10 protein-coding genes are annotated in these 15,004 nt (G+C 66.6%); 7 read left to right on the top strand and 3 right to left on the bottom strand.

From position 1 onward, the window contains the following. Position 1: 1 nt before the first annotated feature. Entirely contained in the window at positions 2-1,804 is a 1,803-nt protein-coding gene (locus tag ACFZDC_RS03250; protein ID WP_391319624.1) for an asparagine synthase-related protein, read from the top strand. Here ACFZDC_RS03250 and ACFZDC_RS03245 read toward each other — a convergent pair. The 3 genes from ACFZDC_RS03245 to ACFZDC_RS03235 all read right to left on the bottom strand — a co-directional run bounded on the left by ACFZDC_RS03245 (position 1,788) and on the right by ACFZDC_RS03235 (position 4,768). Then, complete coding sequence (locus ACFZDC_RS03245; RefSeq protein ID WP_391319623.1) at positions 1,788-3,008, bottom strand: hypothetical protein; 1,221 nt, start codon at positions 3,006-3,008, stop codon at positions 1,788-1,790. The two genes, ACFZDC_RS03250 and ACFZDC_RS03245, sit on opposite strands and share 17 nt — an antisense overlap. 1,037 nt (positions 3,009-4,045) lie before the next feature. Continuing rightward, the gene (locus ACFZDC_RS03240) at positions 4,046-4,237 is read right to left on the bottom strand and encodes a hypothetical protein (protein ID WP_391319622.1); all 192 of its coding nucleotides are present in this window, start codon (positions 4,235-4,237) and stop codon (positions 4,046-4,048) included. A gap of 135 nt (positions 4,238-4,372) precedes the next feature. Further along, positions 4,373-4,768, bottom strand: a complete 396-nt coding sequence (locus ACFZDC_RS03235) for a DUF2267 domain-containing protein (RefSeq protein ID WP_391319621.1) — start codon at positions 4,766-4,768, stop codon at positions 4,373-4,375. A 314-nt stretch (positions 4,769-5,082) separates the two neighbouring features. On the opposite strand from ACFZDC_RS03235, the gene ACFZDC_RS03230 reads away from it, so the two are divergent. The 6 genes from ACFZDC_RS03230 (at position 5,083) to ACFZDC_RS03205 (ending at position 14,889) form a co-directional block, all read left to right on the top strand. Further along, entirely contained in the window at positions 5,083-5,715 is a 633-nt protein-coding gene (locus ACFZDC_RS03230; RefSeq protein ID WP_391319620.1) for an MBL fold metallo-hydrolase, read from the top strand. A gap of 493 nt (positions 5,716-6,208) precedes the next feature. After that, positions 6,209-8,119 carry a molecular chaperone HtpG gene (gene htpG / locus ACFZDC_RS03225; protein WP_391319619.1) on the top strand — a complete coding sequence of 637 codons (1,911 nt, stop codon included), beginning with the start codon at positions 6,209-6,211 and terminating at the stop codon, positions 8,117-8,119. Between the two features lie 890 nt (positions 8,120-9,009). Then, on the top strand, positions 9,010-9,210 hold the full coding sequence (locus ACFZDC_RS03220) for a hypothetical protein (protein WP_391319618.1): 201 nt from the start codon (positions 9,010-9,012) through the stop codon (positions 9,208-9,210). Beyond that, on the top strand, positions 9,210-9,887 hold the full coding sequence (locus ACFZDC_RS03215) for a hypothetical protein (protein ID WP_391319617.1): 678 nt from the start codon (positions 9,210-9,212) through the stop codon (positions 9,885-9,887). The genes ACFZDC_RS03220 and ACFZDC_RS03215 overlap by 1 nt, the downstream gene beginning before the upstream one ends. Beyond that, positions 9,887-14,599, top strand: coding sequence for a putative T7SS-secreted protein (locus ACFZDC_RS03210; RefSeq protein WP_391319616.1), 4,713 nt, complete (start codon positions 9,887-9,889; stop codon positions 14,597-14,599). The genes ACFZDC_RS03215 and ACFZDC_RS03210 overlap by 1 nt, the downstream gene beginning before the upstream one ends. Then, positions 14,599-14,889 carry a hypothetical protein gene (locus ACFZDC_RS03205; RefSeq protein ID WP_391319615.1) on the top strand — a complete coding sequence of 97 codons (291 nt, stop codon included), beginning with the start codon at positions 14,599-14,601 and terminating at the stop codon, positions 14,887-14,889. Before ACFZDC_RS03210 ends, ACFZDC_RS03205 begins: the two co-directional genes overlap by 1 nt. Positions 14,890-15,004 lie beyond the last annotated feature (115 nt).

Raw genomic sequence — 15,004 nt, 5'->3', positions numbered from 1 at the left:
CATGGAAGCGCTCCGCCTCGCATGGGCCGGGGGCGCACCGAGGCTCTGGACGGCCGAGGCCATGACACGGCAGGGACTCGTGACGACGGTTTCCTCTCGAACCGGCACCGCGGCCGTCGTCGGCTGGGTCGGCTCCGTCCGCGACCGCACCGCCGGCGCGCGCAGCCTCCTCGAAGACCTCGGCCGACCGGGAGCCGCGCCACCTCTGCCGACCGGCGACTACGCGGCGATCCTGGTGTGCGGCGACCGCATCCTGCTGATGCGGGACGAACACGCGCGCATCCCCCTGTTCTACAGGCAGTCCGCCGGCCGGGTCACCGCCGTGAGCACCTCGGCGCGCGGCCTCGGTAGCGCCGCCGAGCTGGAACGCCGTTACCTCTGCCGGTACTTGACCGGCAACATGGCCCAACCCCACACGGAACTCACCCCTTTCGCCGGAGTACACCGCGTCCTCGGCGGCGAGGTGGTGGAGCTCTCGGTCACGGGGCAGCTGCGCGGCCGGACGCGGCGACGCCTCCGCGCGGTCCACGCCCCGCCGGTACCGGCAGCCGACGGACCCCACCCCGGCGAGGCAGCGAAGGCCCTGCGCCTCGCGCTGGAGAACGCTGTCGGCCGCCGCATGGGCAGGACAACGGCATGCCATGTCTCCGGCGGCACCGACTCCACCAGCATCGCGCTGCTCGCCGCACGCCAGCCGGCCGCCGGGGACCTCGTCCTGGTCGCCGGGCGCTTCGCCGGCGGAGAGCTGGCCGCGGAACGTCCGTACCTGGCCGAGGCGATGGAGGAGATCCGCCGGCAAGCACCAGCAGCCCGCCTGCTGGTCGTGGACGTCGACGACGTCTCCGACTTCGACGACTTCCAGCACCACGCGGGAGACCCGGACGAGCCTCATCCACACGCCTTCCGCGCCCCGTTCTGGGCCCGACTTCACGCCGCTGCGGCGCAACTGGGCTGTGACACCCTCCTGACCGGTTGCGGTGCCGATCCGATCGCGGACGCCAACCCGTACCACCTGCACAGGCTGGCCCGTACGGGACGGCTCCGGCAGCTGACGAAGCAGGCGCGTGCCTGGGCCGCGGGCAGCGAGCGGGGCCTGCGCGAGATCCTCCACGCCTACGTCGTACAGCCGGCTCTTCCGCTGGCGTCCGAACGGATCACCGCACTCACCCGCGGCCGAACGGTGCTCGGCGGCCTCGGCAGCTTCGGCCGCCCCCGATGGCTGCGGCCCGAGTTCGGGCGGGCACACGGCTACCGTCGGGCCAGCATCGCGGAGAGCCGCTTCATGTTCGGGCCCGAGCCGGAACAGTCGCTCTACGACGTGGCCAACTACCTCGCCGCTCCCGATCCGCTGTCCTGGCACCGCGCGAGCCAGGACGGATTCTTCCTCTCGCACCCCTTCCTCGACCCGGAGGTCGTCGCCACGATGCGCCGCCTGCCCGCGGAAGCGACGTTCCGTCCGGGTCGCCCGAAGGCGGTTCTCCGTGAGGCCATGGCAGACCTGCTCCCAGCCGGGATCCACGCCCGAACGGTCAAGGTCCCCTTCAACGAGCTCTACGCCCGCGGCTTGCGGACACACGGCGACGAACTCATCGACCTGTGCCGCTCCGCTCGGCATCCCCTGATCGAGGAGATGTTCGACATCGAGACCCTGTGCCGGGCGGTGAGAGAGGCGCAGCTCGGCATGGGGGACTCATACGCCTGGGACCGTATGAACAGCTCGCTCGCGTTGGTGGTGTGGCTGGAGGGATTGGGCCGGCGCTCAGGCGTGGGGGGCGCGGGCAGGGCCGTCATCGCTGGCGCTTGATGTCCCACAGCGTCTGTTCGATCGGGCCTGCTCCGGCATCGACGATGCCGTAGCGGCTCAACATCTCGTGCGTGTGGTCCGGGTCGAGTTGGAGGTTTTCCTCTCCCTTTCGCGCGACGGTGTACGTGACGCCTGCGCCATGGGCGCTGAACCGCCAGTAGACGCTCAAGTACCGGGGGTCCCTTGTATGATTGTCGATCGCGTTGTTTTCGTGCACCCTGCTTCGGTAGATGACGCAGTCGACGTCATCCGGCTTCGCCCACTCGGGAGCCTTGCCGTCACGCCATGAGTATCTGGGCAATTCGAAGTGATCGAGCCCGAGCCGGTCCTTGCGCCCAAAGCTCGCGGTCGCGTAGAACGCCAAACGGTCGTACTGCGTATTGAGGGGCAGTTGTACAACCGTTCGCGTGACAAAACTGTCGCTTGCCTCGAGCCAGTCGCCGGCATCCATCCACGGCTGCGCCATCACCATCTGGCCGGGCGCGTGGACCTCCCTACGGGCGAGAGGACTTCTCTCCCGGAATTCACGTTGCTGCTGGGCGTCCGTACGCCACTGCATGCGAAGCCGGTCCTTCGCGGTCAGCGGCACCCGTTCCCCCATGGCGTGGAACTCGGCGCCGAGCACGTAGAAGCCCACGTCGTTGTGGTTTTCGATTTTGATGTCGACCGGAACGGCGAATGTCTTGCGGTCCTGACTCACCATGGCCTTCCCCACGTTGAGCGTGATGAGAGGCCTGCCTCCGCGTTGGTACGGCTGGTAGAGGTGCTGATATCCGAAATTGCCGAGCGCGACAGCCGTGGAGACGATCACCGCAGCGGCCACGCGCTTCGGAGCGGGGACCTGGACCGATGTTCGCCATACCGCGTAGACGGCCCACGCGGAAGCCACCGTGAGCAGGCCCCACCCCACCGTCCAGTACGTGGAATCACCGTCCCTGGCTGCCTCCAGCGTGAGCATGGCGTTGGTCACCAATGCCGCGACCGTGCCGATCAGCGCAACCAGTCCGGAGTGGGGGAAGCAGCCCCCGAACGCGTAGTCCAGGACCGCGGCGGCGCCCAAGAAGGTGGTGATCGAGGCCACGACGAGGAGGGCACCGGTGATACGACCGGAGAAGGCCAGGGCATGCATGAAGTCATCGAGGCCGAACAAGGCCAGGTGCGCCGCCGTCAGGAGGAGAACCAGCACGATCAATGTCACGATCACCCGCGGCCGCCACCTCGCCCACCCCCGCGATTCGGCCCGCGGCCTGCAGCGAACCTTCACGTGATCACCTCCTGAGGTCCGCAGGCGTGCACGACGTTCCCCCTGGTCAGACGGTGACCGCGACGGAGCAACCCCTGTCGGCTTGTTGTGGCACGTACATCGGGGACCATCGTGTCGGGTGATCCACCGGCTCGCCACCCGGATGCCGCCGCACGTGGCGGCCCCGACGCACGCTCAGCCGTCGGTCCTCCAGCCGACGGGCACCGCAGAAACCGGTCCAACCAGTTGACCAGTGGGCTCACCGCATCCACCCTGAGCGCCATGACCGAGGGACACATCAGGCGCGAGGCGGTCTCCGACCACTCACTCCGACGCCGGGCCAAACGCCCGGATCGGGTGGGAGCCCGTACACCACTTCCCAGGATGTAACCTCCCGGCCGGCCTGGTGCTGATCTACGACCGGGGCTGCACTATCTGGTCGCTGGTCGACTTCCGCGATCCTGCCGGCGCCATGTGGTGCAACCACGAAGGCGAGTGCTGACCCCAGGGCGTGGACTTCGCGGAGTGGCTGACGGGCACGCTGGCGGGAACCCTGACGGTGGAGACACTGCTGGAGAGCTGCCCACTTCGTAGACCAGCCGTCCCACTGTCCTGAGCCGGTACGTCTCCTTCGGGGTCGCGAGACTTGAACCCACGACCTCTTCGCCCCGAACCAACTTGGGTGGGGTTGTGCCTGGGGTTGGTGTGCTCCTCACCTGCGTCGATGGTTCGCACGCGTCCGGGCTCGTTCGCCGTTGTCCGTCGGCGTTGTCGCGCAGTCGGACACGGACCCGGTGGGGGCTGCTTCACTCCTCTCCAGGCGGATGAGGCGATCGGCGCTCTCAGCATCGTCCACGTGCCCGTGCGTGTCGACGGTAACCGGGGGGCACGTCCCTTGGCGGTGACCAGCCATGCGAGCACCTGCTCTGTCAGCGGTCCGTTACTGGGTCCCTCGCCCTTCCAGTACGCACGCCAACCCCCTTCGGGTATGGCGGCCACTATCTGGTCGGCTCGCTCCAGGTGGGAGAAGTCCGTGTGGTCCGTGACCGGCCGCGGGGACCGCGCTGGGGATCGACGACGAGGGGCAGGCCCGTTGCCTCGTCCCGGGCGTCCACGTCCACGGTCCGAGCGGTCATCGTTTCCGTGCCGGTGAAGAGCGCGAGCCGCCCCGTCCCGTTGAGGTAACGCATGTGGCAATTGTCCATGCTGGCGGCCGGCCTCACTGGGGGCCACGCCCGCAAGGCCGACTCCGGTCCGTCCGAGGTGAGCCGGTGTCGACAGTCGCTGACAACCGATCGCGGCAACGGCGCGTGATGAAACGGTCGCTACCCGGCGCCGGCCGGGCCCGCGGGTGTGGACAGCAGGATGTCGTACTCCCTGGGCAGTTGGGCGGTCGCGTCGCGGAACTCCTGGTCGCCGACCGCTTCCCTCAGGGTGGCCAGGACTGCGCGGATCCCGGCCTCCGCGAGCTGGCGGGGCACTTCCGCGCGGTCCGCCACACGCCGGACGAACGAGTGGGCCCCGTAGCCCTTCGCGATCTCCTCGTCCGTGCGCAGCCAGCTCTTCAGCGGCTCCGGCAGCGGCTCCGCGAGGTCCTGGGCCTCTCCCCCGCTGATCCGGTCGGCGAGTACCTCAAAGGTGGCGCGTGTGAAGGTCTCCGCAACGTCGAGGGAGACGCCCGCCCGCTCGGCTGCCTTCGCCAGGAATGGGTCGTACTCCATGCGACCCTGCCCCAGTCGTCGTCAGGCCGTCCGCCGGCGTGATCACCAACAGATCCAGTCAAACCCATACCTGTCGCCTCGGCCACTGGGCAGGGCCGGCATCGATCCCGCCGTGTCGCGGACGGGCCCTGAGTTCCTGCAGGTCAGCGCATACGCCCCGGTAGGGGAAGACCTGCCGGTTGCTGCTGCATGCCCGGCGGGGTCCACTGGAGTAGAGGGCCTCATCCGGAAAGGGGCTGTTCCATGGAACGGCAGGCGAAGGACCCCAGAGCGCGGGTGACTGCCCGCAGCCGAGCGCTCCCGGCGGTGATGTCGTGACCGCGCGGGTCGAGTGCGTGGTGACGACCGGTGTCGTGGCCGGGCCGGACGCCGACACCACGCCGATGGAGAACAACGTGTGGATCATCGGTGACGACGAGCAGGCGATGGTGGTCGACGCCGCACACGAGCCGGACGTCATCGCCACGGCGCTCGGCGACCGCCGCGTGGTGGCGATCGCGTGCACCCACGCACACAACGGACACGTCGACGCGGCGGCGGCTCTGTCGGACCGCACCGGCGCTCCGATCATGCTGCACCCGGACGACCTGGAGCTGTGGCGCCGTAGCTTTCCCAGCCGTGTCCCCGACGAGGAACTCGTCGACGGCCGGGTGATCGACGTCGCCGGAACCACCCTGACGGTGCGTCATACTCCGGGACATACGCCGGGATCCGTAAGTCTGTACGATCCGGCGCTGCGCCGCGTCTTCACCGGGGACATGCTGTTCTCGCGCGGCCCTGGAACCATCGGGCCGGAGGACTCCGACTTCCAGGCGATGATCCAGTCGATCCGCGAGCGCCTCGTCACCCTGCCCCCCGAGACGGTGGTGTGCCCGGGGCACGGCGACGTCACCACGGTCGGCGAGGTGGGCGAGCGAGTGGAGGACTGGCTCCGCCGCATCGCGTGAGAGCGAGAGGCCCACGCCTGGCACCGCTGCACTCACCGTGGTTCCCCGCTGTGCCCCGCTCGATCTGGTGCCCTTGTGGTGCAGCGGACCTCAGTGCTGGAGTCCGGGTGCCGGCTCGATGACGTCAGCCCAGACACGATCGCCCCACGGATTGTCCTCCACATCGAGGTGTGCCGCGAAGAACTCCACCGGCCGGCTGAACGGCGCTTCGGGCAATGGCTGGATGACTGTCGAACCGTACTTCGTCGAGCAGTTGTGACCGTCGCACGCGCAGAACGGGTCCTTGCGCGGGGGAGGGGCGACTGCGCCTGGCGCGATCGCCGGGAGCGGCGAGGGCACGTGATCGCGGAGCCCGTCTCCGGGCGGGGCCCGAGCCCGCAGCGCCCCTCCCGCGAGCTGCCGTCATCCCTCACCTTCTGTAACTGTCCTGATGTGGTGTTTTAGAGTGGCTGTCACCAGTTCCCACGACAGGACCTGCGAGGTATTCGCGAACATGCCGACCGAAACGTTTGAGTTTCAGGTGGAGGCCCGTCAGCTGCTGCAGCTGATGATCCACTCGGTCTACTCGAACAAGGATGTCTTCCTGCGTGAGCTCGTCTCCAATGCCTCCGACGCGCTGGACAAGCTGCGCCTGGAGAAGCTGCGCCACGACTCGCTCGACGCCGACGTGTCCGATCCGCACATCGACATCGACATCGACAAGGACGCCCGCACTCTGACAGTGCGGGACAACGGCATCGGTATGTCGTACGACGAGGTCGGACAGCTCATCGGCACGATCGCCAACTCGGGCACCGCCAAGTTCCTCCAGGAGCTGCGGGAGGCCAAGGACGGGGCCGGGGTGGAAGGGCTCATCGGCCAGTTCGGCGTCGGGTTCTATTCCGGCTTCATGGTGGCGGACGAGGTGACGCTGCTGACCCGGCACGCCGGTGAGAGCCAGGGCACCCGCTGGACCTCACGCGGCGAGGGCACGTACACGCTGGAGACGGTCGACGACGCGCCGCAGGGCACCTCGGTCACGCTCCACCTCAAGCCCGCCGACCCGGAGAACCAGCTCCACGACTACACCTCCCCGTGGAAGATCCGGGAAATCATCAAGCGGTACTCGGACTTCATCACCTGGCCCATCCGGATGACGCCCGAGGGAGCTGCCGCGGCCGACGAGAGCGACGAGGCGCCCGAGCCCGAGACGCTCAATTCCATGAAGGCCCTGTGGGCCCGGCCGCGCGACGAGGTGTCCGACGACGAGTACCACGAGCTGTACAAGCACGTCGGCCACGACTGGCGCGACCCGCTGGAGACGATCCGGCTCCAGGCGGAGGGCACCTTCGAGTACCAGGCCCTGCTGTTCCTGCCGGCTCACGCCCCCTACGACCTGTTCACCCGTGACTACAAGCGGGGCGTGCAGCTGTACGTCAAGCGCGTGCTCATCATGGAGGACTGCGAGGCGCTGCTGCCGCCGTACCTTCGGTTCGTCAAGGGCGTCGTCGACGCTGCGGACCTCTCGCTCAACGTGTCCCGCGAGATCCTCCAGCAGGACCGCCACATCGAGATGATGCGGCGACGCCTGACGAAGAAGGTCCTGTCCACGGTCAAGGACATGATGACCAAGCAGCCGGACCGCTACGCCACGTTCTGGCGGGAGTTCGGCACGGTCCTGAAGGAGGGCCTGGTCACCGACTCGGAGAACCGTGACGCCATCCTCGCCGTCGCGTCGTTCGCGAGCACGCACCACGACACCGAGCAGACGACGCTCAAGAGTTATGTGGAGCGGATGAAGGACGGGCAGGAGGACATCTACTACCTGACCGGCGAGTCCAGGCAGAGCATCGAGAACTCCCCGCACATGGAGGCGTTCCGGGACCGGGGCATCGAGGTGCTGTTGCTCACCGACTCCGTCGACGAGGTGTGGGCCGACGCCGTCGGCGAGTACGAGGGCAAGAAGCTGCGGTCCGTAGCCAAGGGCCGGATCGACCTCGACACCGAGGACGCCGACACCCCTGACGACGAACGGAAGAAGCAGACGGAGGAGTACGCCGGGCTCCTCGGCTGGATGAAGGAGCAGCTGGACGAGGACATCAAGGAGGTGCGTCTGTCCTCCCGCCTGACCGTCTCCCCGGCCTGCGTCGTCTCCGACGCACACGACCTGACCCCGGCTCTGGAGCAGATGTACCGCGCCATGGGCCAGGAGGTGTCCCCCGCCAAGCGGATCCTGGAGCTCAACCCGGACCACCAGCTGGTGAAGGCCCTCAACCAGGCGTACAAGGAGCGCGAGGACCGCACCGAACTCGCCGAAACCGCAGATCTCCTGCACGGCCTGGCGGTACTCGCCGAAGGCGGTCAGCCGAAGGAACCGGCCCGCTTCGTCAAGCTGATGACAGACCGTCTGGAACGCGCGCTGTAACCAGACTCCCACCGCCTGTCGCCGGTGTGAGGCGGCGAACATGACAGGAACCAGGGCGACGCCGCCGAGCCGGCGTCGCCACTGGGCGCTGCCCGCTGAAGCGATGGCACATCCGAGGTCGTCACCCTCCCCGCCGCTCCACCCAACCGGCTGCGCGACCGAAGGGCCCACCCGGCACTGTCCGCCGACCTTGGGGATTCCTTTGACCGCGCTTGGCAGGTAGGTGGTTGCAACTGCTGATTGCACCTTGTGAACATACTGAAGTTTGATCACTGAGCGGGGTTGAAAGGCCGCCCTGGGGCGGGGACTTGATGGTGGACGAGCCGGGAGAAGAGCCGGGTGCTGACGGCTGCACCGAGGCAGTGCGGCGTGCCGAGCGGCAGGGGAACCCCAACGAGGCGACAGAAAGCGGAGTTGTGCCGACATCGCCACGCTCACGATTGACGGACATTGCCGATCAAACAGTGATTCGCACCGGGAGCACGGCGACGGGCACCGCGCAGCGTCCGCCGGACCGTGAGGCCGTAGTGGTGGAGACCGACTCTGTCCGAGCGCCCGCCAACGGTCCTGGACCGTCTGCAGCCGTTGCTTCGGTAGAGGTCCCGGCGGACCGGGCAGCGCCCGCCCAGCCTCACGTCGAGCCGGCCCCCGACCAGGCTGCCGCCCAGGTGCAGGCTCGTCGACATCGATTTCTTTCCCGGTTGGGCGAGTTCCGGCGGTCCCAGGTGCTTGTGCCGCTGGGCACGTTGCCAGGCCCGAGCGGCGAGGAAGCCCCCTTGACGGTGGATATGGGCGGAGTGCGTTGGATCCTCGCGTTCACCGGGGAGGCAGCGTTGGCACGATACGCGGTGGCCCGAGGGGATGGGGGACGGGAATGGCGGTACCGAAGCGTGTGGGGTGCCGCTCTGCTGGACGCGGCCGTACCGACGGTGGCCGAGTCAGGGGTGCCGTGCGGGGTGTTGGTGAACGCCGCGGACGGTGAACAGGGACTGGTGCTGCCGCCGGTGGCGGGGGTGGTACCGGAGAACGTCGCGGTGGACGGCCCGGAATCCATTGCCGCGCAAATCGGTCGCATGGAGGAGGGGGCGTAATGGAGGCGATGTCGGGTGGAGGCGGCGGTGCCGGTGCGGAACAGGGTCACTCCGGCGCGGGGCCCGGTGGAGAGGCGGACCTGCGGGTCGTCGGGCTGGCGCTGATCGCCGACGGGATCAACAAGGCGCTCGGCGAGTTGGGGAAGCTGGGCTTTACCGACAAGGTGGGCTGGTCGGGCGCCGGGCGCGGCTTCGACGACCTGGAGATGGACGGTATGACGATCGGCGGCGAGTCTGTCGGCGCCGTCTTCCACTCGTTCTGCGAGCGCTGGCAATGGGGTGTGAGAGCCCTGGCCGACGAGGGAAACGCGTTCGCGGCGGCGGTCGGCCTCTCGGCGGGAACGCTGTATCAGACGGACCATCTCGTGAAGAACTCGTTCAAGGTCGGCCTCAATTCCCTCGAAGGCAATCCGTACGCCTCCGAGCAACAGGTCGAGAGCCAAAGTTGGAGTCAACTGGCCGAGCCGGCCTGGCTGCATCCGGACTACAGCGAGAAGTCCTTTCGCGACAGTGCCACTGCCTCGGAACAGGTCCTCAAGGGAATGGGACGTGACGTGGCGACCGCGGAGACGGTTCCCGGCGTGGAGCTCGCACCGACACTCGCCGGCATGGACCAGGACGACTACAACGCTGCGGTGAACACATCGCTCGGCCTGAAGCAGGAGGGGCAGGGCTGATGTCGGGGTGGGGCAAGCTCGGCGGCGAGATGCTGAGCGGGGGCAAGAAGCTCTTCGACCACGCCAAGCGTGACACGGGGCATCTGGTCGATGAGGGAGCCGACCTCACCGGCGACGCACTCGACGAGATCGGCGCGCACGGCGCGGCCCAGAAGGTGCGGCACGGGGGCGACCGGGTCGCTTCTTATCTCGGTGCGCACGTTGCCGAGCGGGAACTCGGACCGGATGTCGAACCGACCGATCTGATCCACGGCAAGCCGTCGACGATCCGTGACAAGGCCAAACACCTGCTCGTGTTCGCCACGGCCTTCGAGGAGGTCGGGGCGGGCATGAAGGCCGTGGACTCGGGGGGATGGAAGGGCGAGGCAGCGGACACCTTCCGCGAGAAGTTCGCTCTGCATCCCACCAAGTGGCTGCAGGCCGGGGCGGCCTGCCTCGATGCTGCCGCGGCACTGAACGGCTTGGCCGACACCGTCGAATGGGCCCAGGGGCAGGCGAGGGAAGCGATCCGCCTGTACAAGCAGGGCAAGTCCGCCTCCGACGCCCACAGCAAGCAGGTCGAGTCGTACAAACTCAAGGTGGACTTGGGCAGCGACGACCCCGGGCCGCGGCCTTCCGAGAAGGACCCCGGCGAGCACGCGATGCAGGAGGCGCAAGACATTCTCGACGCTGCCCGGCGACAGCGCAACAAGATCGCCGGCGAGACGGAGACCAAGCTCAAGGCCGCGCTCCAGCATGCTCCGAAAGAGCCTTCGGCCGTCCAGCAGTTGAAGCTGGACGGCCTGGATCTCGCGGAAGCCCAGTACGTCGACTCGGCGCATTTCCTCGCCGGTGCCGTCAAGGGGACCGCGGGCATCGTGAACTTCGCCCGCAGTCTCGACCCCATGGACCCGTACAACCTCACGCATCCGGCCGCCTTCCTGCAGAACAAGGTGCAACTGCTCGGAGGTGTGGTCTCCATGGCCACGCATCCCGATCGTGCCCTCCAAACGGCCTGGAAGTCGTTCAAGTCGGACCCGTTCCAGTTCGGCGGTGAACTGCTGCCGCAAGCTGCCTTGGCCGTGGCGTCGGACGGCGCGGGAGCCGCCGCTGAAGCGGGCGAGGGCGGAATGCTCGCGGCCGACGGCGCGGAGGCGGCTGCGGCAGAGGGCGGTGTCGCCGAGACACCAGGTGCGGCCGAGAGCCAGGCTCCGGGCGAAGTGGAATCCGCAGGCACGGACCCGATCAACCTGGCCACCGGCAAGATGTACCTGGCCCAGACGGACGTGACGTTCCCTGGTGCGCTGCCGTTCGCCTTCAAACGCCGGGTGGAGTCGGGCTACACGTACGGGCGTTGGTTCGGCCCTTCGTGGGCGAGCACAGTCGATCAGCGACTGGACATCACGTCCGCCGGCATCAGTTTCCTCCACGAGGACGGGATGCGGCTCTTCTACCCGCACCCGGCACCCGGCCTGCCCGTCATGCCGACACACGGCCCGCGTTGGCCCCTGAGCCGCGAGGCGGACGGGTACACCGTCACGGATCCGCAGACTCGGCGGGTATGGCATTTCACCGACCGGAACGAAGAACTGGCCGAGCTGGTACAGATCGATGACCGCAACGGCAACTGGATCACCTTCGAGTACGACGGCGCGGGAGTTCCCTCGGCGGTTGTCCTCAGCACCGGGCACCATCTGTCGATCGACAGTGCCGACGGGCTGATCACCGGCCTGAACCTGGTCGACGGGGGCGTGGACGGATCCGACCTGCCGTTGGTCCGGTACGGCTATACACAGGGAGACCTCACCGAGGTCGTCAATTCGTCCGGGCTGCCGCTCAGGTTCACGTACGACGAGGCGGGCCGGGTCACGTCGTGGACGGACACCAACGGGTATTCGTACGACTACGAGTACGACGACAGGGACCGTTGCATCGCACAGGGCGGCACCGAAGGACACATGAGCCTCCGGTTGTCCTACGGGGAAAGAGACCCGGAAACCGGGCTGCGCACCACGACGGCGGTCAACGGAGAGGGCGCGGTACGTCAGTACTTCGTCAACGACCTGCAGCAGGTTGCCGCCATCGTCGACCCTGCGGGGAACACCAGGCGCTTCACCCGCGACCGATTCAATCGTCTGCTGTCCGAGACCGATGCCCTCGGCCGTACGACGTTCTACCGGTACGACGACCTGGGAAACCCGACGGAAATCACCCGTCCGGACGGTCGGCGAACGGTACTCTCCTACGACGAGCGGGGCCTGCTCACTCGGGTGGTACGCCCTGACGGCAGCGTGGTCCGACAGGAGTTCGACGACCGCGGGAACCGGACGCTGGTTGCCGATTCAGCAGGCGGCAAGACCTCTTTCACATACGATGAGTCCGGACATCTGTCCACGCTGTGCGATCAGCACGGCCGGGTGACGGAAGTACGCTGCGATTCGGCAGGCTTGCCCGTCGAGGTACGTGACCACACGGGCGGCGTCGTGCGCTACGAGCGAGACGCCCTCGGCCGCGTCATATCCATCACGGACCCCTTGGGCACGACCGGTGAAATGGAATGGTCCGTCGAGGGTAAAATCACGCGCCGACTGAATCCGGATGGAACGGAAGAAACGTGGACGTACGACGGTGAGGGGAACTGCCTTACTCACACGAACACGATCGGCGGAGTCACCCGTTTCGAGTATTCCCAGTTCGATCTGCTGACGGCACGCATCGAGCCCGACGGCTCACGTTACGAGTTTCAGTACGACAACGAACTCCGCCTGACCACGGTGACCAACCCCCATGGGCTGACCTGGACGTACGAGTATGACCTGGTGGGGCGTCCGGTCACTGAAACCGACTTCGGCGGCCGGATCAATCGGTACTCTTACAACGCAGCCGGTGACTTGATCTCCCGCACGAATGCACTCGGGCAGGTCGTCTCCTTCGAGCACAACGAACTCGGCCAAGTCGTTCGCAAGAGTGTCGACGGGGAGGTGATGACGTACACCTACGACTTCACCGACCGGATCGCCCAGGCAGCAAATGCCCATGCCAACCTGACCCTCCTTCGCGACCGGCACGGGCGCCTGATCTCCGAGCGGATCAACGGTCGGGAAGTAGCCTACCGATATGATGAGTTCGGCAGACTCACGGGACGCACGACGCCGGCGGGCGCCGAGAGTGTCTGGGATTTCGATTCCGTGGGACAGCCCTACCAGCTCACGGCGGACGGTCATGCCATCACGCTGGAGTATGACGGGGGTGGTCGCGAAATCGGCCGTCGGTTCGGTGAGTCCTTGAGCATTTCTCGGTCGTTCGATGAAATGAACCGACTGATCTCTCAAGCGGTGGACCACTCTCGCGGGCGTATCCAGTCGAGGACCTACGAGTACCGCGCGGATGGCAGCCTGACCAAGGTCCATGACCAACTGAATGGCGTTCGGCAGTACGAACTGGACCTGGCAGGAAGGACGACCCGGGTAAGGGGAGAGGGGTGGGCGGAGTCCTACTCCTACGACGCGCTCGGTAACCAGGTGGCGGCTGACTGGCCCGGGCGTCAATTCGGAGACGATGGCTGCGGCGAGCGCGCTTACCGGGGCGCCGACCTCGTGCGTGCCGGCCGGATCCGCTATGAGCACGACGCGGCCGGACGTGTGGTACTGCGCCAGAAGACCCGGCTTTCCCGCAAACCGGACACGTGGCGGTACAGCTGGGATGCGGAGGACCGACTCACCCAGGTTGTCACCCCCGACGGCACGGTGTGGCGGTATCGATACGACGGCCTGGGCAGACGCATCAGCAAGCAGCGCATTGCGGAGAGCGGCGTCGACGTACTGGAGCAGGTGGACTTCACCTGGGACGGTGTCTCGCTGTGCGAGCAGACGACCAGCTGGGGCGACTCGAGTGACTCGGCGACCCTGACGTGGCATCTTCATGGCGCCGAAGCGGTTGCTCAGAGCGAGCGCAGGACCATGGCCCTGGCCTCGCAGGAAGAGGTGGACGCTCGGTTCTTCGCCATCGTGTCCGACCTCTCCGGCACTCCCTGTGAGCTGATCGACGAGTCCGGAGAAATTGCCTGGCGGTCCCGAGCTACAAACTGGGGAAAACTGTCCTGGTCGGTGGAAAGCCAAGCTTACACGCCGCTCCGTTTTCCGGGACAGTATTTCGACACCGAGACGGGCCTGAATTACAATTATCTCAGGTATTACGACCCCGAAGTGGGTCAGTATGTCAGCCAGGACCCCCTCGGTCTCGCTCCGGCGGCCAACCCGGTCGGCTATGTGGACCGCCCTTCGGTTTCCTGCGACCCTCTCGGCCTCGCCCCACAGAAGTCACCGATTCCGCCCAAGCCGTATGAGACGCCCAACCTTGCCGACCTGGCAAAGCAGTTCAATCCCGAGGGAGGGATGACGAACTGTACCTACACCGTCGACGCGTTTGAACGATATCTTCGCGGCGAGGGAGTGACGCCCGTGCCCGGAAATATCGAGGTTCAATCCCTCGATCGACTGGAAAGCGTGTATGGAGGGGCCTTCAAGGACACGGATTTCTGGGACATGGTCGACCATATTCGGAATTCTAGTGATGGTTCTCGCGGTATAGTTGCGGCGAGACCTTGGACGAACGATGCGGGCCACGTATTCCATATCGTGAATCACCAAGGCCGCGTACTTTTCGCTGATGTCCAGACGGGATTCGTGGACCCTATGGCCTACAAGTCATTCAAACTGATGAGGACGAACTGATGTATACAATGGAGCAAGCTGAGCGGCTGGCGGCGGATTTCCTTCGGGAGAAAAGTGTCGGCTGGGAGAATGAGGTTGCCCTGTTCGGGGAGGATGAATACAGGGCCAAGAAAGGTGAATTCTTCTATTTCGCCTGGCAGTCTGCGAAGTATGTCGCCACCAGGGATGACAAGTACTTCGCGTATGGGGCCACTCACATTTCCGTGCACAGTGTGACTGGCGAATGCCGGTTTCTGAGTATTCACGAATGTTTGTCGGAGGATCCTTTCGGCCACCGCTCACGTGGATGAGGGTCAACCGATGTAACCGGAAAGCACAAGTGACGTGTTCACGGCCCCCGGCATCGCGGTGCACAACGCAACCGCTTTGTCAGCCTTCAGGATCCAGAGCAGCTGGGCATCCCTT

This window comes from Streptomyces sp. NPDC007905 (assembly GCF_042959345.1).
In the GTDB taxonomy this organism is placed as follows: Bacteria; Actinomycetota; Actinomycetes; order Streptomycetales; family Streptomycetaceae; genus Streptomyces.
The sequence above is the reverse complement of the archived record's forward strand: the minus strand, read 5'-3'. Positions and strand labels throughout refer to the sequence as shown.